This window comes from Pseudomonas sp. S3_C06 (genome assembly GCF_054667675.1).
In genome coordinates, this window is sequence record NZ_CP162747.1 from 5204555 (window position 1) to 5227412 (window position 22858).

General features: G+C 58.9%; 19 protein-coding genes. All 19 read left to right on the plus strand.

Annotation, left to right across the window (positions count from 1 at the left end):
• Window positions 1-11: 11 nt before the first annotated feature.
• The 19 genes from uppS to ispD all read left to right on the plus strand — a co-directional run bounded on the left by uppS (window position 12) and on the right by ispD (window position 22820).
• On the plus strand, window positions 12-767 hold the full coding sequence (uppS, locus tag AB4N44_RS23025; RefSeq protein ID WP_127926008.1) for a polyprenyl diphosphate synthase: 756 nt from the start codon (window positions 12-14) through the stop codon (window positions 765-767).
• On the plus strand, window positions 767-1573 hold the full coding sequence (locus AB4N44_RS23030; RefSeq protein WP_160038504.1) for a phosphatidate cytidylyltransferase: 807 nt from the start codon (window positions 767-769) through the stop codon (window positions 1571-1573). Before uppS ends, AB4N44_RS23030 begins: the two co-directional genes overlap by 1 nt.
• Window positions 1570-2760 carry a 1-deoxy-D-xylulose-5-phosphate reductoisomerase gene (gene ispC, locus AB4N44_RS23035; RefSeq protein WP_127926010.1) on the plus strand — a complete coding sequence of 397 codons (1191 nt, stop codon included), beginning with the start codon at window positions 1570-1572 and terminating at the stop codon, window positions 2758-2760. Before AB4N44_RS23030 ends, ispC begins: the two co-directional genes overlap by 4 nt.
• Window positions 2761-2814: 54 nt before the next feature.
• The gene (gene rseP / locus AB4N44_RS23040) at window positions 2815-4167 is read left to right on the plus strand and encodes a sigma E protease regulator RseP (protein WP_127926011.1); all 1353 of its coding nucleotides are present in this window, start codon (window positions 2815-2817) and stop codon (window positions 4165-4167) included.
• Window positions 4168-4241: 74 nt separating this feature from the next.
• A complete protein-coding gene (gene bamA, locus AB4N44_RS23045; protein ID WP_127926012.1) occupies window positions 4242-6617 on the plus strand; it encodes an outer membrane protein assembly factor BamA in 2376 nt (791 codons plus the stop codon).
• Between the two features lie 45 nt (window positions 6618-6662).
• Complete coding sequence (locus tag AB4N44_RS23050; protein WP_007908849.1) at window positions 6663-7166, plus strand: OmpH/Skp family outer membrane protein; 504 nt, start codon at window positions 6663-6665, stop codon at window positions 7164-7166.
• Window positions 7167-7169: 3 nt separating this feature from the next.
• Window positions 7170-8225: a UDP-3-O-(3-hydroxymyristoyl)glucosamine N-acyltransferase gene (lpxD, locus tag AB4N44_RS23055; protein WP_127926013.1), complete on the plus strand. Its 1056-nt coding sequence runs from the start codon at window positions 7170-7172 to the stop codon at window positions 8223-8225.
• A 106-nt stretch (window positions 8226-8331) separates the two neighbouring features.
• Window positions 8332-8772 (plus strand): 3-hydroxyacyl-ACP dehydratase FabZ, encoded by a 441-nt coding sequence (gene fabZ / locus AB4N44_RS23060; RefSeq protein ID WP_003222142.1) that lies wholly within the window; start codon window positions 8332-8334, stop codon window positions 8770-8772.
• Window positions 8769-9545, plus strand: coding sequence for an acyl-ACP--UDP-N-acetylglucosamine O-acyltransferase (gene lpxA / locus AB4N44_RS23065; RefSeq protein ID WP_038357910.1), 777 nt, complete (start codon window positions 8769-8771; stop codon window positions 9543-9545). The genes fabZ and lpxA overlap by 4 nt, the downstream gene beginning before the upstream one ends.
• Before the next feature lie 2 nt (window positions 9546-9547).
• Window positions 9548-10678: a lipid-A-disaccharide synthase gene (gene lpxB / locus AB4N44_RS23070; protein ID WP_316917738.1), complete on the plus strand. Its 1131-nt coding sequence runs from the start codon at window positions 9548-9550 to the stop codon at window positions 10676-10678.
• 11 nt (window positions 10679-10689) lie between these two features.
• Window positions 10690-11316, plus strand: coding sequence for a ribonuclease HII (gene rnhB, locus AB4N44_RS23075; protein ID WP_127930358.1), 627 nt, complete (start codon window positions 10690-10692; stop codon window positions 11314-11316).
• 76 nt (window positions 11317-11392) lie between these two features.
• Window positions 11393-14914, plus strand: coding sequence for a DNA polymerase III subunit alpha (gene dnaE / locus AB4N44_RS23080; protein WP_127926016.1), 3522 nt, complete (start codon window positions 11393-11395; stop codon window positions 14912-14914).
• A 139-nt stretch (window positions 14915-15053) separates the two neighbouring features.
• The gene (locus AB4N44_RS23085) at window positions 15054-16001 is read left to right on the plus strand and encodes an acetyl-CoA carboxylase carboxyltransferase subunit alpha (protein WP_127926017.1); all 948 of its coding nucleotides are present in this window, start codon (window positions 15054-15056) and stop codon (window positions 15999-16001) included.
• 132 nt (window positions 16002-16133) lie between these two features.
• Window positions 16134-17462, plus strand: a complete 1329-nt coding sequence (gene tilS, locus AB4N44_RS23090) for a tRNA lysidine(34) synthetase TilS (RefSeq protein WP_460107346.1) — start codon at window positions 16134-16136, stop codon at window positions 17460-17462.
• 274 nt (window positions 17463-17736) lie between these two features.
• Complete coding sequence (locus AB4N44_RS23095) at window positions 17737-19368, plus strand: CTP synthase (RefSeq protein WP_150749439.1); 1632 nt, start codon at window positions 17737-17739, stop codon at window positions 19366-19368.
• Between the two features lie 5 nt (window positions 19369-19373).
• Window positions 19374-20219: a 3-deoxy-8-phosphooctulonate synthase gene (gene kdsA, locus AB4N44_RS23100; protein ID WP_016985082.1), complete on the plus strand. Its 846-nt coding sequence runs from the start codon at window positions 19374-19376 to the stop codon at window positions 20217-20219.
• Window positions 20220-20376: 157 nt separating this feature from the next.
• A complete protein-coding gene (gene eno / locus AB4N44_RS23105) occupies window positions 20377-21666 on the plus strand; it encodes a phosphopyruvate hydratase (RefSeq protein WP_042557893.1) in 1290 nt (429 codons plus the stop codon).
• Between the two features lie 171 nt (window positions 21667-21837).
• Window positions 21838-22116, plus strand: coding sequence for a cell division protein FtsB (gene ftsB / locus AB4N44_RS23110; RefSeq protein ID WP_007908838.1), 279 nt, complete (start codon window positions 21838-21840; stop codon window positions 22114-22116).
• Window positions 22113-22820, plus strand: coding sequence for a 2-C-methyl-D-erythritol 4-phosphate cytidylyltransferase (gene ispD / locus AB4N44_RS23115; protein WP_127926019.1), 708 nt, complete (start codon window positions 22113-22115; stop codon window positions 22818-22820). Before ftsB ends, ispD begins: the two co-directional genes overlap by 4 nt.
• The last annotated feature ends 38 nt before the right edge of the window (window positions 22821-22858 follow it).

Sequence of the window (22858 nt, forward strand, 5' to 3'; positions counted from 1 at the left end):
TCGAGCTTTTAATGGACAAGACCAAGCAGACTGCGCCGTCCGCGGTGCCGCGCCATGTCGCGATCATCATGGATGGCAACAATCGCTGGGCGAAAAAACGCTTTATGCCGGGTGTCGCCGGGCATAAAGCGGGCGTGGATGCTGTGCGTGCCGTGATCGAGGTGTGTGCTGAGGCCAAGGTCGAAGTGCTCACCCTGTTCGCGTTTTCCAGTGAGAACTGGCAGCGCCCGGCCGATGAAGTCAGTGCCTTGATGGATCTGTTCTTCAAGGCATTGCGTCGAGAGGCCAAGCGCCTCAACGACAACAACATCAGCCTGCGCATCATTGGCGATCGTTCGCGCTTCCACCCTGAGCTTCAGGCGGCGATGCGCGAAGCCGAGGCCATGACCGCCGGCTCCAACCGCTTCATTCTGCAGATCGCCGCCAATTACGGCGGTCAGTGGGATATCGCCCAAGCGGCTCAGCGTCTGGCGCGTGAAGTTCAGGCCGGACACCTGCGTCCGGAAGACATCACCCCGGATCTGCTGCAAACCTGTCTGGCGACCGGCGATCTGCCATTGCCCGACTTGTGCATCCGCACCGGTGGCGAGCACCGCATCAGCAACTTCCTGCTGTGGCAACTGGCCTACGCCGAGTTGTACTTCTCCGACCTGTTCTGGCCGGACTTCAAACACGATGCCATGCGTACTGCGCTGGCCGATTTCGCTTCGCGTCAGCGTCGCTTCGGCAAAACGAGCGAACAGATCGAAGCTGGAGCCCGGGTTTAATGCTTAAACAACGAATCATCACTGCGCTGATCCTGCTGCCGGTTGCCTTGTGCGGGTTTTTCCTGCTCGAAGGCTCCGGTTTTGCGCTGTTCATCGGTCTGGTCGTGAGCCTGGGGGCTTGGGAGTGGGCGCGTCTGGCTGGCTTCGCCGCACAGTCGTTCCGTGTCGGCTATGCCGCTGTCGTTGCGCTGATGTTGTTCGTCATGTACGTGCTGCCGGGCCTCGCCCCTTGGGTGTTGGGCGCTTCGGTGTTGTGGTGGGCAGTGGCAACGTACCTGGTGCTGACGTATCCGCGTTCGAGCGAGCGCTGGTCCACGGCGGCCACCAAACTGGTGATCGGCCTGCTGATTCTGCTGCCGGCCTGGCAAGGTCTGGTACAGATCAAGCAGTACCCGCTGGGTAACTGGCTGATCATGGCGGTGATGGTGCTGGTTTGGGGCGCCGATATCGGTGCCTATTTCTCTGGTCGAAAATTCGGCAAGCGCAAGCTGGCCCCGCAAGTCAGTCCGGGTAAAAGCTGGGAAGGCGTCTACGGTGGTCTGGCGCTGAGTTTGCTGATTACAGCGATTGTCGGTCTCGTGCGTGACTGGACCGTCGCCGAGCTGCTTAAAGGCTTGATTGGCGCTGCGCTGATCGTCTTCATCTCCGTTGTCGGCGACCTGACCGAAAGCATGTTCAAGCGTCAGTCCGGCATCAAGGACAGCAGTAATCTGCTGCCCGGTCATGGTGGGGTGCTTGATCGTATCGACAGTCTGACAGCGGCAATCCCGGTGTTTGCAGTGCTACTGTGGATGGCGGCACCGTGAGTCGTCCTCAACAGATTACCGTTCTCGGTGCGACGGGCTCGATCGGTCTGAGCACGCTGGATGTCATTGCCCGACATCCTGAGCGTTATCAGGTGTTCGCGTTGAGTGGTTTCACACGTCTCAGTGAGCTTTTCGCCTTGTGCGTGCGCCACGTGCCGCAATTTGCCGTGGTTCCCGAGGCTGCTGCCGCGCGTGGCTTGCAGGACGATTTGCGTGCCGCCGGTTTGCCGACCCGTGTGCTGGTGGGGGAGGAGGGCCTGTGCCAGGTCGCTGCTGCTCCGGAAGTCGATGCGGTGATGGCTGCGATCGTCGGTGCAGCAGGTTTGCGTCCGACCCTGGCGGCTGTCGAAGCTGGCAAGAAGATTCTCCTGGCCAATAAAGAGGCGCTGGTGATGTCCGGCGCCTTGTTCATGCAGGCGGTGCGCAAGAGCGGTTCGGTGTTGTTGCCGATCGACAGTGAGCACAACGCGATTTTCCAGTGCATGCCACAGGATTTTGCCCGTGGATTGAGCTCGGTAGGTGTTCGTCGGATTTTGCTCACAGCCTCTGGCGGCCCGTTCCGACAGACGCCGATGAGTGAGTTGGCGCATGTTTCACCTGACCAGGCGTGTGCGCACCCGAACTGGTCCATGGGGCGCAAGATTTCGGTCGATTCGGCCAGCATGATGAATAAGGGGCTCGAGCTGATCGAGGCCTGTTGGTTGTTTGATGCCAAGCCGTCGCAGGTCGAGGTAGTGATTCACCCGCAGAGCGTCATTCACTCGCTGGTCGATTATGTCGATGGCTCGGTGCTGGCGCAGTTGGGTAATCCCGACATGCGTACGCCGATCGCCAACGCCCTGGCCTGGCCGGAGCGCATTGATTCGGGCGTGGCACCGCTGGATCTGTTTGCTGTCGCGCGTCTGGACTTCGAAGCGCCGGATGAAGAGCGCTTCCCTTGTCTGCGTCTGGCACGGCAAGCTGCCGAGGCTGGCAACAGTGCGCCGGCGATGCTCAATGCGGCCAACGAAGTGGCGGTGGCAGCGTTTCTCGACGGACGGGTCCGTTACCTGGAAATCGCGAGTATCATCGAGGAGGTCTTGAGCCTCGAGCCGGTCGTTGCACTGACAGATCTCGATGCCGTGTTTACGGCTGATGCCAAGGCGCGAGCTCTGGCTGAGCAATGGTTGAAGCGTCACGATCGATAGAATTTGCAACACAATGGCTACACGCGACACTGAACAGGATTGCGGAGAAAGTAGATGAGCGCGCTCTATATGATTGCCGGCACCCTGATCGCCTTGGGTGTGCTGGTCACCTTTCACGAATTCGGCCACTTCTGGGTCGCGCGTCGCTGTGGCGTCAAGGTTCTGCGTTTCTCCGTAGGCTTCGGCATGCCGCTGCTGCGCTGGCACGACAAGCAGGGCACTGAGTTTGTGGTCGCGGCGATACCGCTGGGCGGCTACGTCAAGATGCTCGATGAGCGCGAAGGCGAAGTGCCGGTCGATCAGCTTGATCAGTCGTTCAACCGCAAATCCGTGCGTCAGCGTATCGCTATTGTTGCGGCCGGCCCGATTGCCAACTTCCTGTTGGCGTTGGTGTTCTTCTGGGTCTTGGCCATGCTCGGCAGCGAGCAGGTGCGCCCGGTCATCGGTGCGGTTGAATCCGGCAGTATCGCTGCCAGTGCCGGTTTGAGTGCAGGTGAGGAAATTGTCGCGGTCGATGGTGAACCGACTTCCGGTTGGGCGGCGGTCAATCTGCAATTGGTCCGACGCCTTGGCGAAAGCGGTTCTCTGCAATTGCTGGTGCGTGAACAGGGTTCTACTGCGGATTCGCCGCGTGAGCTGAAGCTGGATAACTGGCTCAAAGGCGCTGATGAGCCGGATCCGATCCGCTCGCTGGGTATCCGTCCATGGCGCCCGGCTTTGCCGCCGGTGCTCGCCGAGCTCGATCCGAAAGGCCCGGCCCAGGCGGCTGGCCTGAAGACCGGTGACCGCCTGTTGGCTCTCGATGGTCAGGCGCTGAATGACTGGCAGCAAGTGGTCGACACCGTTCGTACGCGTCCTGATACCAAAATCATGCTGCGCATCGAGCGCGACAGTGCTCAAATCGACGTCCCGGTGACGCTGGCGGCGCGCGGTGAAAGCAAATCGCCAAGCGGTTATCTGGGGGCGGGCGTAAAAGCTGTCGACTGGCCGCCGGAGATGATTCGCGAGGTCAGTTACGGGCCTCTGGCTGCGATTGGCGAGGGTGCCCGTCGTACTTGGACCATGAGCATTCTGACGCTCGATTCGCTAAAGAAAATGCTGTTCGGCGAGCTCTCGGTAAAAAACTTGAGTGGACCGATAACCATTGCTAAAGTGGCGGGCGCTTCTGCCCAGTCGGGCGTCGCTGATTTCCTGAATTTCCTTGCTTATCTGAGTATTAGCCTGGGCGTTCTGAATTTGCTGCCCATTCCTGTACTGGATGGGGGGCATTTGTTGTTTTATCTGATCGAGTGGGCGCGTGGTCGTCCCTTGTCGGATCGGGTGCAAGGTTGGGGGATACAGATCGGTATCAGTTTGGTGGTCGGGGTGATGTTGCTTGCTCTGGTCAACGATCTGGGTCGACTGTAACGCTTCGCTGAATTGCGAATCTGCCGCATTTTGCGGCAGTTTGTTTATTGCCAGTTGGAATAAGAAAGGACTTCATGAAACGTCTGCTGCTAACTGCGGTTCTCACCGTATTGATGATCGCCGAAGTTCACGCCGAGTCCTTCACTATCTCTGATATTCGCGTCAATGGCCTCCAGCGGGTCTCCGCGGGTAGCGTTTTTGGTGCCTTGCCGTTGAACGTCGGTGAGCAGGCGGATGATCGTCGCCTGGTGGAATCCACTCGTGCGTTGTTCAAAACCGGTTTCTTTCAAGATATCCAGCTGGGTCGCGAAGGCAACGTTCTGGTCATCACGGTCGTCGAACGTCCGTCGGTCGCCAGTATCGAGATCGAAGGCAACAAGGCGATCTCCACTGAAGACTTGATGAAAGGTCTCAAACAATCCGGTCTGGCCGAAGGCGAGATCTTCCAGCGCGCCACCCTTGAAGGTGTGCGTAACGAACTGCAGCGTCAGTACGTCGCGCAAGGTCGCTACTCGGCTACGGTCGATACCGAAGTGGTCTCGCAACCGCGTAACCGCGTTGGTCTGAAAGTGAAGATCAACGAAGGTACCGTTGCCGCCATTCAGCACATCAACGTGGTGGGCAACACGGTTTTCCCCGAGGAAGACCTGACCGACCTGTTCGAACTGAAAACCACCAACTGGCTGTCGTTCTTCAAGAACGACGACAAGTACGCCCGTGAAAAGCTTTCCGGTGACCTGGAACGTCTGCGTTCCTACTATCTGGACCGTGGCTATATCAACATGGATATCGCTTCGACCCAGGTGTCCATCACCCCGGACAAGAAGCACGTCTACATCACTGTCAACGTCACCGAAGGCGAGAAATACACCGTTCGTGACGTCAAGCTCAGCGGTGACCTGAAAGTTCCTGAAGATCAGGTCAAGTCCCTGCTGCTGGTGCAGAAAGGCCAGGTGTTCTCGCGCAAGCTGATGACCACCACATCCGAGCTGATCACCCGCCGTCTGGGTAACGAGGGGTACACCTTCGCCAACGTCAACGGCGTACCGCAGCCGCATGATGATGACCACACCGTCGACATCCTGTTTGCTGTTGATCCGGGCAAGCGTGCCTATGTCAACCGCATCAACTTCCGTGGCAACACCAAGTCCGAGGACGAAGTGCTGCGTCGTGAAATGCGTCAGATGGAAGGTGGCTGGGCTTCGACCTACCTGATCGACCAATCCAAGACTCGTCTTGAGCGTCTGGGCTTCTTCAAGGAAGTCAACGTTGAAACCCCGGCTGTGCCAGGTGTCGACGACCAGGTTGACGTGAACTATGCCGTTGAAGAACAGGCTTCCGGTTCGATTACCGCCAGTGTCGGTTTCGCCCAGAGTGCCGGTCTGATCCTCGGTGGTTCGATCACCCAGAACAACTTCCTCGGTACTGGTAACCGCGTCAGCATCGGCCTGACCCGCAGCGAATATCAGAGCCGCTACAACTTCGGCTACGTTGACCCGTACTGGACCGCCGATGGCGTGAGCCTGGGTTACAACGCGTTCTATCGCACCACTGACTACAAAGACCTCGACGTCGATGTAGCAAGCTATGCGGTAGACAGCCTGGGTGCCGGCGTCAACGTTGGCTACCCGATCAGCGAAACTTCGCGTCTGACCTTTGGCCTGTCGGTTCAACAGGACGAGATCAAGACCGGTACCTACACCGTTGACGAGATTTTCGACTTCGTTAACAAGGAGGGCGACAAGTACCTGAACTTCAAGGCGTCGGCCGGCTGGTCCGAGTCCACCCTGAACAAAGGCGTACTGCCGACCCGTGGCCGTTCCCAGAGCCTGACCCTGGAAACCACCGTGCCGGGCAGCGACCTGTCGTTCTACAAGCTTGATTATCGCGGTCAGCTATTCCAGCCGATCAGCGAGAACTACACCCTGCGCCTGCATACCGAGCTGGGTTATGGCGACGGCTACGGTGGAACCGACGGCTTGCCGTTCTATGAAAACTACTATGCTGGTGGTTTCAACTCGGTTCGTGGCTTCAAGGACAGCACCCTCGGTCCACGCAGTACGCCGAGCCGTGGTACCAACCCGGGCACGCTTGCTGACCCCGACCAGGATCCGCTGCCGTTCGGTGGTAACGTCCTGATCCAGGGTGGTGTCGAGGTTCTGTTCCCGCTGCCATTCGTGAAAGATCAGCGCTCCTTGCGTACTTCGGTATTCTGGGACGTGGGTAACGTATTTGACTCGCAGTGCAAGGACACTACCAATGCGAACGGCTCGACGTCGAACACCAAGTGCAACGACATCAGCCTGAGCAACATGGCCAGTTCCGTCGGTGTGGGTGTGACCTGGGTCACCGCACTGGGTCCTCTGAGCTTCGCGTTGGCCATGCCGATCAAGAAGCCGGATGAGGCTGAAACTCAAGTGTTCCAATTCTCCCTCGGCCAGACGTTCTAAGCGTCTGACCCAAGATAACGACAATGGATTTTGTAGGAGTGCATCGTGCGTAAGTTGACTCAATTGGTTCTCCTGGCCTCCTTGATGGTGGCAGGCCCGGCATTTGCCGACATGAAAATCGCTGTTCTGAACTATCAGATGGCCTTGCTCGAATCCGACGCAGCGAAGAAGTACGCCGTGGATGCCGAGAAGAAGTTCGGTCCGCAACTGACCAAGCTGAAAACCCTGGAAAGCAGCGCCAAGGGTATTCAGGACCGTCTGATGGCCGGTGGCGACAAAATGCAGCAAGGTGAACGTGAGCGTCTGGAGCTGGAATTCAAGCAAAAGGCCCGTGACTTCCAGTTCCAGTCCAAGGAACTGAACGAAGCCAAAGCTGTTGCCGACCGCGAAATGCTCAAGCAACTGAAGCCGAAACTGGATAGCGCAGTGGAAGAAGTCATCAAGAAAGGTGGTTTTGACCTGGTGTTCGAGCGTGGCGCAGTGATTGATGTCAAACCACAGTACGACATCACGCGCCAGGTTATCGAGCGCATGAATCAGCTGAAGTAACCCATGACCGTGACTATCAAGCTCGGCCAGTTGGCCGAGTTCCTCGGCGCCACCCTGCGTGGCGACCCTGAGAAGCAAATTACTGGGCTAGCCACTTTGCAAGAGGCTGGCCCAGCTCAGTTGAGCTTTCTGGCAAACCCTCAATATCGCAAATACCTGGCAGGCTCGCAGGCAGCAGCACTGCTGCTCAAAGAGGCCGATGCCGAGGGTTTTGCCGGTAATGCGTTGGTGGTGCCTGATCCTTATCTGGCTTACGCACGCATCTCACACTTGTTCGATCCCAAGCCAAAAGCCACTGCGGGTATCCATCCTTCGGCGGTCATTGCGGCGGACGCAGTGGTTGATCCAACCGCCAGCGTCGGTCCTTTCGTGGTGATCGAGGCCGGCGCGCGGATCGGTGCGCAAGTGACACTGGGCGCGCATTGCGTCATCGGTGCACGTAGCGAAATCGGTGAGGGCGGCTGGCTCGCTCCACGCGTGACGCTGTATCACGATGTACGCATCGGCAAGCGCGTAGTGATTCAGTCCGGTGCCGTGCTTGGTGGTGAAGGCTTCGGCTTCGCCAACGAAAAAGGTATCTGGCAGAAGATCGCTCAGATCGGTGGCGTGGCCATCGGCGACGATGTCGAGATTGGCGTGAATACCGCCATCGACCGTGGCGCTCTGGCCGATACCGTAATCGGTAATGGCGTGAAGCTCGACAACCAGATCCAGATTGCCCACAACGTTCAGGTCGGTGATCACACCGCGATGGCAGCGTGCGTCGGGATCTCCGGCAGCACCAAAATCGGCAAGCATTGCATGCTCGCCGGCGGTGTCGGGCTGGTCGGCCACATTGATATTTGCGACAACGTTTTCCTGACCGGGATGACCATGGTGACCCACTCGATTACCGAGCCGGGTGCCTATTCTTCCGGCACAGCCATGCAACCGGCGGCCGAATGGCGCAAAAGCGCGGCCCGCATTCGTCAGCTCGATGATATCGCGCGGCGTTTGAAACAGCTGGAAAAGCGCGTAGGGGAAGTGACCCCTGACGGCAATGCTTCATCAGATGGCTGATACCATTTCCATATCAAGTGTGCACAGCCGCTAGACTGCCTCCTTGATTTGCTAGAGGAGTGCGCGTCAGTCGCGCTCCCAATCTTTACATAGGCTTCCCCCCGAAATGATGGACATCAACGAGATTCGCGAATACCTGCCTCACCGTTACCCGTTCCTGCTGGTGGACCGGGTGGTGGAACTGGACACTGAAGGCAAGCGCATTCGCGCCTACAAGAATGTCAGCATCAATGAGCCGTTCTTCAATGGTCACTTCCCTGCGCATCCAATCATGCCGGGCGTGCTGATCATCGAAGCGATGGCTCAGGCTGCCGGGATCCTCGGTTTCAAAATGCTTGATGTGAAGCCTGCCGACGGCACGCTTTACTACTTCGTCGGTTCCGACAAGCTGCGCTTCCGTCAGCCTGTGTTGCCGGGCGATCAGCTGATCCTCGAAGCCAAGTTCATCAGTTGCAAGCGCCAGATCTGGAAGTTCGAATGCCAGGCTTCGGTCGATGGCAAGCCGGTCTGCTCGGCTGAAATCATCTGTGCGGAACGCAAGCTATGAGTTTGATTGACCCTCGCGCAATCATCGATCCGTCGGCCGTTCTGGCTGACGGCGTCGAGGTCGGCCCGTGGTCGATCATCGGCGCAGGTGTGGAAATCGGCGAGGGTACCGTGATTGGGCCGCATGTAATCCTCAAAGGCCCGACCCGCATCGGCAAGCACAATCGCATCTACCAGTTTTCCTCGGTAGGCGAAGACACGCCCGATCTGAAGTACAAAGGCGAAGAAACCCGCCTGGTGATCGGTGACCACAATGTCATCCGTGAAGGCGTGACCATTCACCGTGGCACCGTGCAAGACCGTTCGGAGACCACGCTGGGCGATCACAACCTGATCATGGCCTATGCCCACATCGGGCATGACAGCGTCATCGGCAATCACTGCATTCTGGTCAACAACACAGCGTTGGCCGGGCATGTACATGTGGATGACTGGGCGATCCTTTCCGGATTCACCCTGGTTCACCAGTATTGCCACATCGGCGCTCACAGCTTTTCCGGTATGGGCACGGCGATCGGCAAGGACGTTCCGGCGTTCGTCACCGTGTTCGGCAATCCCGCAGAAGCGCGCAGCATGAACTTCGAAGGCATGCGCCGTCGCGGTTTCAGCGAAGACGCGATTCATACCCTGCGTCGCGCTTACAAAACCGTCTATCGCCAAGGCCTGACGGTTGAGCAGGCGCTGGCCGAACTGGCTGAACCTGCTGCGCAGTACCCGGAAGTGGCAATATTCCGCGACTCCATCCAGTCGTCGACTCGCGGCATCACGCGCTGATCATGGCCAATCTGCGTATTGCGCTGGTGGCGGGTGAAGCTTCCGGTGACATTCTCGGCGCCGGTCTGATGCGCGCCCTCAAGGCACAGCATCCGGCGGTCGAGTTCATCGGCGTCGGCGGGCCGTTGATGCAGGCTGAAGGCCTGACTTCGTACTTTCCCATGGAGCGTCTGTCGGTGATGGGGCTGGTGGAAGTCCTTGGTCGCCTGCGCGAGTTGCTCAAGCGCCGCAAGGATCTGATCGTCACGCTGATCGCCGAGAAGCCGGACGTATTCATCGGTATCGATGCACCGGACTTCAATCTCAACATTGAATTGAAGCTGCGTCAGGCCGGGATCAAAACTGTGCATTACGTCAGCCCTTCGGTGTGGGCATGGCGGCAGAAGCGTGTACTGAAGATTCGCGAAGGTTGCGATCTGATGCTGACGCTGTTGCCATTCGAAGCCAAATTTTACGAAGAGAAAGGCGTACCGGTACGGTTCGTCGGCCACACGCTGGCCGATACCATCCCACTGGAAGCTGATCGCGCTGCGGCCCGTGCCGAACTGGGCTTGCCCGACGGCCCGCTGGTGGCGCTGATGCCCGGCAGCCGTGGCGGTGAAGTGTCCCGCCTCGGCGCGCTGTTCCTCGATACTGCCGAACGTCTACGTGCGATGCGCCCGGGTTTGCGCTTTGTCATTCCGTGCGCCAATGCGGAACGCCGCGCGCAGCTTGAAGAGCTGCTCGCTGGCCGGGATCTGCCGGTGACCCTGCTCGATGGCAAGTCTCACCTGGCCTTGGCGGCGTGCAACGCCGTGCTTATCGCCTCCGGCACCGCCACCCTCGAAGCGCTGTTGTATAAGCGGCCGATGGTGGTGGCTTATCGCTTGGCGCCGCTGACGTTCTGGATCCTCAAACGCATGGTCAAGAGCCCGTACGTGTCCTTGCCGAATCTGCTGGCCCAGCGTCTGCTGGTCCCGGAATTGTTGCAGGATGATGCGACGGTCGAAGCGCTGGCCCAGACGCTGTCGCCGTTGATCGACGGTGGCGAAGAACAAACACGCGGTTTCGACGAGATCCATCGCACGCTGCGGCTGGATGCCTCCAATCAGGCGGCGGACGCCGTCCTTAACCTGATCGGTCAGACACGATGAGCAAGACAAGCATGCAGATGGGCCTGGATTTCACCCTGGTCGCCGAAGTCGACGAACTGGTCGCCGGCGTCGATGAAGTCGGTCGCGGCCCGTTGTGCGGTGCCGTGGTCACGGCAGCGGTGATCCTCGATCCGAACCGCCCGATTCTCGGGCTTAACGATTCGAAGAAGCTCACCGAAGCCAAGCGCGAAAAGCTCTACGACGAAATCATCGAGAAATCCCTGAGCTGGTGCATCGCCCGCGCCGAAGTCGAAGAAATCGACGAGCTGAACATTCTCCACGCGACCATGCTGGCCATGCAGCGCGCGGTCGCCGGCCTGCACATTCAGCCGAAACTGGCGATGATCGACGGCAACCGCTGCCCGCAGTTGCCGATGCGCGCCGAAGCGGTGGTGCAGGGCGACGGCAAGGTGCCGGCGATTGCTGCTGCGTCGATTCTCGCTAAAGTCAGTCGCGACCGCGAAATGGCTGCTTTCGAATTGATCTACCCGGGTTACGGCATCGGCGGCCATAAAGGCTACCCGACGCCCGTTCATCTGGAAGCCTTGGTACGTCTCGGCCCGACGCCGATTCACCGACGCTCGTTCGCCCCGGTGCGTCAGGCTTATGAAGCGCTCGAAGGCCTGACACAGGTTTAGTCGCAAGGCTGATGTTTTGTTCGAGGCCCGGTACAATCCGGGCCTTGTTGTCTCTATGTAACTGGACAGGATCACTATGCCGGCTTCATTCGTTCATCTACGCCTGCACACTGAATACTCGCTGGTCGACGGGCTGGTGCGGATCAAGCCACTGGTCAAGGCGCTGACCGGCATGAACATGCCTGCCGTCGCGGTCACCGACCAGAACAACATGTGTTCCCTGGTCAAATTCTATAAAAACACCATGGGCGCAGGCATCAAGCCGATCTGCGGCGCCGACCTGTGGTTGTCGAACAAAGACCCGGATGCACCGCTGAGCCGGCTCAGCCTGTTGGTGATGAACGCCAAGGGTTATCGCAACCTCACCGAGTTGATCTCGCGCGGCTTCATCGAAGGCCAGCGCAACGGCATGATCATCGTCGAACGCGAGTGGGTCGCCGAAGCCAACGAAGGCCTGATCATGCTGTCCGCCGCCAAAGAAGGCGAGATCGGCATGGCCATGATCGGCGGCAACCCCGCTGAGGCCGAAGCCTTGGCGCGCGAGTGGATGGCGGTGTTCCCGGATCGTTTCTATCTGGAAATCCAGCGCACCAACCGTCCCAACGATGAAGAGCAATTGCACGGCGCCGTTGCCCTCGCCGACAAGCTCGGCGCGCCGCTGGTGGCGACCAACGATGTGCGCTTCATCAAGCAGGAAGACTTCGCCGCCCATGAAACCCGCGTGTGCATCGGTGAGGGCCGCGCCCTCGACGATCCGCGGCGTTCGAAGAATTACAGCGATCAGCAATACCTGAAAAGCGCCGAGGAAATGATCGAGCTGTTCAGCGATATTCCCGACGCGATTGAAAATACCGTCGAGATCGCCAAGCGCTGCAATATCGAAGTGAAGCTGGGCACTCACTTCCTGCCCAACTTCCCGATCCCCGATGGCATGACCATCGATGAATATTTCCGCAAGGTGTCCTTCGACGGTCTCGAAGAGCGCCTGTCGGTGCTGCTGCCCAAGGACACCACCGAAGACTACGAAGCCAAGCGTCAGGTCTATGTCGATCGGCTGAATTTCGAGCTGGATATCATCATCCAGATGGGCTTCCCCGGTTACTTCCTGATCGTGATGGACTTTATCCAGTGGGCCAAGAACAACGGCGTGCCGGTAGGTCCTGGCCGTGGATCGGGTGCCGGGTCGCTGGTGGCTTACGTGCAGAAGATCACCGACCTCGACCCGTTGGAATACGACCTGCTGTTCGAACGTTTCCTTAATCCGGAACGGGTATCCATGCCCGACTTCGACGTCGACTTCTGCATGGACGGTCGTGACCGGGTGATCGACTATGTGGCCGAGAAATACGGCCGCAACGCGGTAAGCCAGATCATCACCTTCGGTTCCATGGCCGCAAAAGCGGTGGTGCGTGACGTGGCGCGGGTGCAGGGCAAGTCCTACGGCCTGGCGGATCGTCTGTCGAAGATGATTCCGTTCGAAGTCGGCATGACCCTGGAAAAAGCCTACGAGCAGGAAGAAATCCTCCGTGACTTCATCAAGGTCGATGAAGAAGCGGCAGAAATCTGGGAGATGGCGCGCAAGCTTGAGGGCGTCGTGCGTAACGTCGGTAAACACGCCGGTGGTGTGGTTATTGCCCCGACCAAGCTGACTGACTTCTCGCCGATCTATTGCGACGAGGCCGGCGACGGCCTGGTTACCCAGTTCGACAAGGATGACGTCGAAGCCGCCGGCCTGGTGAAGTTCGACTTCCTTGGTCTGCGGACCCTGACGATCATCGACTGGGCGCTGAAAACCATCAACCGCGACCGCGCCAAGGTCAACGAGCCGCCGCTGGATATCGCGTTTATCCCGCTGGACGACAAACCGACGTACTCGTTGTTGCAGAAAGCTGAAACCACTGCGGTGTTCCAGCTTGAATCGCGCGGCATGAAAGAGCTGATCAAAAAGCTCAAGCCCGACTGCCTGGAAGACTTGATCGCACTGGTGGCCCTGTTCCGTCCGGGCCCGCTGCAGTCCGGCATGGTGGACGACTTCATCAACCGTAAGCACGGTCGCGCTGAATTGGCGTATCCGCACTCGGATTATCAGTACGAAGGCCTCAAGCCAGTATTGGCACCGACTTACGGCATCATCCTGTATCAGGAACAGGTGATGCAGATTGCTCAGGTCATGGCCGGTTACACCCTCGGCGGTGCGGACATGCTCCGTCGTGCCATGGGTAAGAAAAAGCCGGAAGAGATGGCCAAGCAGCGCGGCGGTTTCATTGAGGGTTGCGCGACCAACAATATCGACGCCGACCTTGCCGGTAACATCTTTGACCTGGTAGAAAAATTCGCCGGTTACGGCTTCAACAAATCCCACTCCGCCGCTTACGGTCTGGTGTCGTACCAAACGGCATGGCTGAAAGCCCACTACCCGGCGCCATTCATGGCCGCGGTACTCTCGGCGGATATGCACAACACCGACAAGGTCGTGACCTTGATCGAAGAAATTCGCACCATGAAGCTGCGTCTCGACGCGCCGGATGTGAATACTTCGGAGTTCAAGTTCACGGTGAACGACGATGGCCGCATCGTGTATGGCCTCGGCGCGATCAAAGGCGTTGGTGAGGGTCCTGTTGAGGCGATTACCGAAGCGCGTCAGGAAGGTCCGTTCAAGGATCTGTTCGACTTCTGCGCGCGGGTCGACCTCAAGCGCATCAACAAACGCACGCTGGACGGTCTGATCCGCAGCGGTGCGCTGGATCGTCTGGGCCCGTACTTCCACGACGAGCAAAAGGCTTATCAAGCCAACATCGACCGTAACCGCGCCGTGCTGCTGGCGGCGATGGAAGAGGCGATCAAGGCTGCCGAACAGACCGCCCGCACCCACGACAGCGGCCACGCCGACCTGTTTGGCGGGTTGTTCGTCGAGGCGGATGCCGACGTTTACGCGTCCCATCGCAAGGCCAAGGAGCTGACCCTCAAGGAGCGTCTCAAGGGTGAGAAAGACACCTTGGGCCTGTACCTGACCGGTCACCCGATCGACGAATACGAAGGCGAGATCCGCCGTTTCGCCCGTCAGCGCATCATCGACCTGAAACCGGCCCGGGATACACAAACCGTGGCGGGGATGATCATTGCCCTGCGGGTGATGAAGAACAAGAAGGGCGACAAGATGGGTTTCATCACCCTCGACGACCGCTCGGGGCGGATCGAGGCGTCGCTGTTCGCCGATGCGTTCCATTCTGCGCAGTCGTTGTTGCAGACCGACGCGATGGTCGTGGTCGAGGGCGAAGTCAGCAACGATGACTTCTCCGGCGGCCTGCGCCTGCGGGTCAAACGCGTGATGAGCATGGAAGATGCGCGCACCAACCTCGCCGAGAGCCTGCGCCTGAAGCTGCAAACCCAGGATCTGAAAGGCGATCAGCTACGCTGGTTGGGTGATTTGCTCAAGCGTCATCGCGGCGCGTGCCCGATTACCATGGAGTACACCAGCCCGGATGCGAAGACCTTGCTGCAGTTTGGCGAGACGTGGCGGATCGACCCGGCAGATGCCTTGATTCAGGCTCTGCGTGACCAGTTCGGGCGAGACAACGTCTTCCTCCAATACCGTTGACCGGCGAGTGCCATTACTGCGCTTGCCCGCAACCTGAATTTTTAATCTCGACCTCAGCGCGCCTCTCCCTTAAGGTAGGGCGCGAATAGACAACCGGCCGGCCCAAGCTCATTTGGGACACGACCCAAGACGGACGCCTATGAACCCGAATTTTCTAGATTTCGAACAGCCGATCGCCGACCTGCAAGCCAAGATCGAAGAGTTGCGCTTGGTCGGTAATGACAATTCGCTGAATATCGGCGATGAGATCTCCCGCCTGCAGGACAAGAGCAAGACGCTGACCGAAGACATCTTCGGCAAGCTGACCAGCTGGCAGATCGCACGCCTGGCGCGTCACCCGAAACGCCCCTATACCCTCGACTACATCCAGCACATCTTCACCGAGTTCGACGAACTGCACGGCGACCGTCACTTCTCTGACGACGCCGCCATCGTTGGCGGCATCGCCCGTCTGGACGATCAGCCGGTGATGATCATCGGTCACCAGAAAGGCCGTGAAGTGCGCGAGAAGGTTCGCCGCAACTTCGGCATGCCGCGTCCGGAAGGCTACCGCAAGGCTTGCCGTCTGATGGAGATGGCCGAGCGTTTCAAGATGCCGATCCTGACCTTCATCGACACCCCGGGTGCCTACCCAGGTATCGACGCTGAAGAGCGTAACCAGAGCGAGGCAATTGCCTGGAACCTGCGCGTGATGTCGCGTCTTAAGACCCCGATCATTGCCACCGTTATCGGTGAAGGCGGTTCTGGCGGTGCATTGGCGATCGGCGTCTGCGACCAACTGAACATGCTGCAGTATTCGACCTACGCGGTGATCTCGCCGGAAGGTTGCGCTTCGATTCTGTGGAAAACCGCAGAAAAAGCGCCGGATGCTGCTGAAGCGATGGGTATCACCGCCGAGCGTCTGAAAGGTCTGGGCATCGTCGATAAAGTTATCGGCGAGCCTCTGGGCGGCGCACACCGTGATCCGGCTGCCGCCGCTGCATCGATCCGTGCCGAGCTGAGCTCGCAACTGGCGATGCTGAAGAAGTTCGATAACGAAGCGCTGTTGAAGCGCCGTTATGATCGACTGATGAGCTACGGTCTCTAAGTCGAACGCAATACCTCTGTAGGAGTGAGCCTGCTCGCGATGAGGGCGTAACATTCAACCAATGTGTTGGCTGTCACACCGCTATCGCGAGCAGGCTCACTCCTACATTTGTTTTGGGGCAAAGAGTTAAATATGGGTCAGTCCATGATTGATTTGCCTTCCCGGCTGTTGCTCAACCTTGAGCCTTGGCGCAATGCCGCTCATTGGCGCATCGCGTTATCCGGTGGTCTCGATTCCACCGTCCTGCTGCATCTGCTTGCCTCTCTGGCAAAATCTGAATCCCTCCCTGCGCTAGGCGCCATCCATATCCATCACGGCCTTCAGGCTGCGGCTGATGCGTGGCCACAACACTGCCAGTCTGTCTGCGATGCGCTGGGGGTGCCGTTGCTGATTGAGCGGGTGAGGGTGCAACCGGGCGCGAGTCTGGAGCGGGCGGCGCGGAATGCGCGATACGCCGTGTTCAGTGCGCTGACGCAAGCCAATGACGTGTTGCTCACTGGCCAGCATCGTGATGATCAAGCGGAAACGCTGTTGTTTCGATTCATGCGTGGTGCGGGTGTGCGCGGATTGGCGGGGATGCCCAAGCAGCGACCAGTCGGGCAGGGCACACTGATTCGTCCGTTACTGGATGTCTCTCGTTCCGAGCTGGAAGCGTATGCGCAGGCTCATCACTTGAACTGGATCGAAGACCCATCGAATCAGGATCGGCAGTTCTCGCGCAACTACTTGCGCCATCAAGTCATGCCGCTGCTGACCGGGCGCTGGCCGCAAGCGCAGGTGAGCATGGCCCGCAGCGCCGCGCATCTGCGTGAAGCGCAGGGCTTGCTCGATGAGCTGGCGCAGATTGATCTGGCGCAGGCGGCAACCGCCCATGATTTCCAATGGCTGGGATTGCCGTCGCTGGCGTTCGCGCCGCTGGCGGCGTTGTCTGCCGCCCGCCAGCGAAACGCCCTCAGTCACTGGCTCGAACCGCTGACGCGCCTGCCGGACACCGACCATTGGTCGGGTTGGACGGATCTCTGCGATGCCGCCCCTGATGCCTCACCGATCTGGCGTCTGGCCGATGGCGAGTTGCACCGCAGTGCCGGTCGTCTGTGGTGGCTCAGCGGTGACTGGCTACGCACGCCGGTGATCGGCTGCGAGTGGCAGAGCCCCGCGTCAGCGCTACGCTTGGGCGATAACGGACGTGTCATGTTCAGCGGGCAAACTCCCGTCGGGCCTTTGCAGATTCGCTATCGGCAGGGCGGCGAAGTCATGCATCTGGCAGATCGCGGCCACCGCGATCTCAAGCGCCTGCTCAATGAGCGCGCGGTGCCGGGCTTCGTCCGTGGCAGATTGCCGCTGCTGTTTCGCGGCGATGAATTGCTCGCGGTGGCGAACCTGCCGGGACTTGATGGTCATGTGCAGGACGGCTGGAAATTGCATTGGCTGCCAACAGACGAAGATCAAGGTTTGAGCTGAAAGGAGCATTCCGGTAGACTACGCTCCCTTCTTGATACAACTTCTGTGGATTCGCCTGAATTGCAGGAGTTGCCGATTACCAAGCAGTCTTTGCTGGGCGATTCCAAAAAATGTGTAGCGAGCAACGTACCGGTGTTTCACCTGCCGGTCTGTCCCAACGCGGCGGTTTTTTTGAAAGGTGCACTGTGATTAATGCAGGTGATCGGGGGCTTCGGCCTTCCTTCGCTTTCCCCGGCGGCTCGTACCGCTTTAACGCAGACTTCTAGGGTTTTTCATGACGCGCTACATATTCGTCACGGGCGGTGTTGTTTCTTCATTGGGGAAAGGCATTGCATCGGCTTCATTGGCGGCCATCCTGGAGGCGCGGGGACTTAAGGTCACCATGCTGAAGCTGGACCCGTACATCAACGTCGACCCGGGCACCATGAGCCCGTTCCAGCACGGTGAAGTGTTCGTCACCCACGACGGCGCCGAGACCGACCTGGACCTGGGCCACTACGAGCGGTTCATCCGCACGACCATGACCCAGAACAACAACTTCACCACTGGCCGTGTCTACGAGCACGTGCTGCGCAAAGAGCGCCGTGGTGACTACCTGGGTGCAACCATCCAGGTGATCCCGCACATCACCGACGAAATCAAGCGCCGCATCATCAAGGGTGCCGGTGACGCTGACGTGGCAATGGTCGAGATCGGTGGCACCGTCGGTGACATCGAGTCGCAACCGTTCCTCGAGGCCATCCGTCAACTGCGTTTCGAAATCGGCGCCAAGCGCGCGATGCTGATGCACTTGACACTGGTGCCGTACATCGCCACTGCCGGCGAAACCAAAACCAAACCAACTCAGCACTCGGTAAAAGAGTTGCGTTCGATCGGCCTGCAGCCGGACGTGCTGGTGTGCCGTTCCGATCACCCGATCGACATTTCGTCGCGTCGCAAGATCGCCCAGTTCACCAACGTTGAAGAGCGCGCGGTGATCGCTCTGGAAGACGCCGACACCATCTACAAGATCCCGGGCATCCTGCACTCGCAGGGTCTGGACGATTTTGTTGTCGAGCGTTTCGGCCTGCAATGCGGCAGCGCTGATCTGTCCGAGTGGGAAGCAGTGGTTGACGCCAAGCTGAACCCGGAACACGAAGTGACCATCGCCATGGTCGGCAAATACATGGAGCTGCTGGACGCCTACAAGTCGCTGATCGAAGCGATGAGTCATGCCGGCATCAGCAACCGCACCAAGGTCAACCTGCGTTACATCGATTCCGAAGACATCGAAAACCAGGGCACTGCGCTGCTCGAAGGTGTCGACGCGATCCTCGTACCGGGCGGCTTCGGTCTGCGCGGCGTGGAAGGCAAGATCACTGCCGTTCAGTACGCACGTGAAAACAAGGTTCCTTACCTGGGTATCTGCCTAGGTATGCAAGTGGCGGTGATCGAGTTCGCTCGTAACGTCATGGGCTGGAAAGACGCCAACTCCACCGAGTTCGACCGCGCCAGCGGCCATCCGGTTGTCGGTCTGATCACCGAGTGGGAAGACGCAACCGGTGCCGTTGAAGTGCGTACCGAATCGTCCGACCTGGGCGGCACCATGCGTCTCGGCGCACAGGAATGCCTGCTTGAAGCCGGCTCCAAGGTGCACGACTGCTACGGCAAGGACGTGATTGTTGAACGTCACCGTCACCGTTATGAAGTGAACAACAACCTGTTGCCACAAATCATCGAAGCCGGCCTGAAGATTTCCGGTCGCTCCGCTGACGCGGCATTGGTTGAAGTGGTTGAAGCTCCGGATCATCCATGGTTCGTCGCTTGCCAGTTCCACCCTGAGTTCACCTCCACACCACGTGATGGCCACCCGCTGTTCAGCGGCTTCGTCAAAGCAGCGTTGGCTCAACACCAGAAGAAGGCGTAACCCCGATGGCACAGAAGATCATCCGCGTCGGCGACATCGAGATTGCCAACGACAAACCCATGGTGCTGTTCGGCGGCATGAACGTGCTGGAAAGCCGTGACATGGCCATGCAGGTTTGCGAGGAGTACGTGAAGGTCACCGAAAAACTCGGTATCCCTTACGTGTTCAAGGCCAGCTTCGACAAGGCCAACCGTTCTTCTGTGACCTCCTATCGTGGTCCTGGCCTGGAAGAGGGCATGCGCATCTTCCAGGACATCAAACAAGCCTTCGGCGTACCGATCATCACCGACGTCCACGAGCCTGATCAGGCCGCGGTCGTCGCTGAGGTCTGCGACATCATTCAACTGCCGGCCTTCCTGTCGCGCCAGACCGATCTGGTCGTCGCGATGGCCAAGACCAATGCAGTGATCAACATCAAGAAAGCCCAGTTCCTCGCGCCTCAGGAGATGAAACACATTCTGAACAAGTGCGTGGAAGCGGGTAACGATCAATTGATCCTCTGCGAGCGTGGTTCGAGCTTCGGCTACAACAACCTCGTGGTCGACATGCTCGGCTTCGGCATCATGAAGCAGTTCGAGTACCCGGTATTCTTCGACGTGACCCACGCGCTGCAGATGCCGGGTGGTCGTGCCGACTCCGCGGGCGGTCGCCGTGCACAGGTTCTGGATCTGGCCAAGGCGGGCATGAGCCAGTCGCTGGCGGGTCTGTTCCTCGAAGCGCATCCGGATCCGGACAACGCCAAATGCGACGGCCCTTGCGCCTTGCGTCTGGACAAACTGGAGCCATTTCTGGCCCAGCTCAAAGCTTTGGACGAACTGGTGAAGAGTTTTCCGACGGTAGAAACCGCGTAAGACTCAATTCTCCGGTAAAGTACCGCACGATTTGTCGCTCATGCCCTCGGGCATGAGCGTTATCGTCTGCAAGTCTGCCCGCTGCACACCCCTTGCCGACGGTAAAAAGATTTCCTCTAGCTGCGTCGTTTTCGTCAACTTTGGAGTGTTTACAACAATGGCAAAAATCGTCGACATCAAAGGTCGTGAAGTTCTCGACTCCCGTGGCAATCCCACCGTGGAAGCGGACGTGCTTCTCGACAACGGCATCATCGGCAGCGCGTGCGCGCCGTCCGGTGCATCCACTGGCTCGCGTGAAGCGCTCGAGCTGCGTGATGGCGACAAGAGCCGTTACCTGGGCAAGGGCGTGCTCAAAGCGGTAGCCAACATCAACGGTCCGATTCGCGATCTGCTGCTGGGCACCGACCCAAGCGACCAGAAAGCCCTGGATCACGCGATGATCAAGCTCGACGGTACCGAAAACAAGGCAACCCTGGGCGCCAACGCCATCCTCGCCGTGTCCTTGGCTGCGGCCAAGGCGGCTGCACAGGATCAGGACCTGCCGCTGTACGCACACATCGCCAACCTCAACGGCACGCCGGGTGTTTACTCGATGCCGGTGCCGATGATGAACATCATCAACGGTGGCGAGCACGCCGATAACAACGTCGACATCCAGGAATTCATGGTGCAGCCGGTTGGCGCCAAGTCGTTCTCGGAAGGTCTGCGCATGGGCACCGAGATTTTCCATCACTTGAAAGCTGTGCTGAAGGCCCGTGGCCTGAGCACTGCCGTTGGCGACGAAGGCGGTTTCGCACCGAACCTGGCGTCCAACGAAGACGCGCTGAAAGTGATCTCCGAAGCGGTGGCCAACGCCGGTTACAAGCTGGGCACCGACGTGACCCTGGCCCTGGACTGCGCGGCCAGCGAATTCTACGAAGACGGCAAGTACAACCTGTCCGGCGAAGGCCAGGTGTTCACCGCTGAAGGTTTCGCTGATTACCTGAAAGGTCTGACCGAACGTTATCCGATCATCTCGATCGAAGACGGTCTGGACGAGTCCGACTGGGCTGGCTGGAAAATCCTCACTGACAAGATCGGCGAGAAGGTTCAACTGGTAGGCGACGACCTGTTCGTCACCAACACCAAGATCCTGAAAGAGGGCATCGACAAAAAGATCGCCAACTCGATCCTGATCAAGTTCAACCAGATCGGCACCCTGACCGAAACCCTGGAAGCCATCCAGATGGCCAAGGCTGCCGGTTACACCGCAGTGATCTCGCACCGTTCGGGCGAAACCGAAGATTCGACCATTGCCGACCTGGCTGTGGGCACTTCGGCTGGCCAGATCAAGACCGGTTCGCTGTGCCGTTCCGACCGCGTTTCCAAGTACAACCAACTGCTGCGTATCGAAGAGCAGTTGAATGGCAAGGCCAAGTACAACGGTCGCAGCGAGTTCCGCGGCTAAGTACGAATCGATGGAAGGACACCGGATTGTGTCGAAAAAGTCGTGACAGCGATGGATTTGCCACTAATCTGATGCCTTAACAGCACAAGCCTGGGTCTTCCAGGCTTCGTGCTATCAGATGCTTCAAAGTTTTGGCGTGGCTGTCTTTTTTCACTGGATACCTGATATTCGATGCGCAGTCCTTACTGGTTGTTTCTCGTTTTGCTCTTGCTACTGGCCGGTCTGCAGTACCGCCTGTGGGTGGGCAATGGCAGTCTGGCGCAGGTCGCCGAGCTGAATCAGCAGATTGCTGATCAACACGCCGAGAACGAAGGTTTGCTGGAGCGCAACCGAGTGATGGACGCTGAAGTCAGCGAGTTGAAAAAGGGCATGGAGACCGTTGAAGAACGGGCTCGTCACGAACTGGGCATGGTCAAGGACGGCGAAACCCTTTACCAGTTGGCCCAATGATCAATTCCCTGCCGGCCTTCTGGGCCGTGATTCCTGCCGCGGGTGTCGGTGCCCGAATGGCCGCGGACCGTCCCAAGCAATACCTGCAACTGGGCGGACGCACAATTCTCGAACACAGCCTCGGCTGTTTCCTCGATCACCCAAGCCTTAAAGGGCTGGTGGTCAGTCTTGCGGTTGATGATCCTTACTGGCCGAACCTGGCGTGCGTCAGCGATCCGCGTATTCAGCGGGTTGAGGGCGGGGCCGAGCGTTCCGGCTCGGTGCTCAATGCCTTGCTGCACCTGCATGCGCAGGGTGCTGATGATGAGGATTGGGTGCTGGTGCACGATGCGGCACGGCCCAATCTGAGTCGCGATGATCTCGACAAGTTACTGGATGAACTGGCGGATGATCCGGTGGGCGGTTTGCTCGCCGTCCCTGCGCGCGACACGTTGAAGCGCGTCGACAAGCACGGTCGTGTGGTGGAAACCGTCGATCGCAGCGTGATCTGGCAGGCGTATACGCCGCAGATGTTCCGCCTCGGTGCGTTGCATCGGGCGTTGGCGGACAGTCTGGTGGCGGATGCGGTGATTACCGATGAAGCTTCGGCAATGGAGTGGGCGGGGCTGAAGCCGCGTCTGATTGAGGGGCGGGCGGATAACCTCAAGGTGACCCGGCCGGAAGATCTCGAATGGTTGCGTCAGCGTTGGGCGAATCGCCGCTGATTGCTGTGTTGCCTGTTGAATCGCCATCGCGAGCAGGC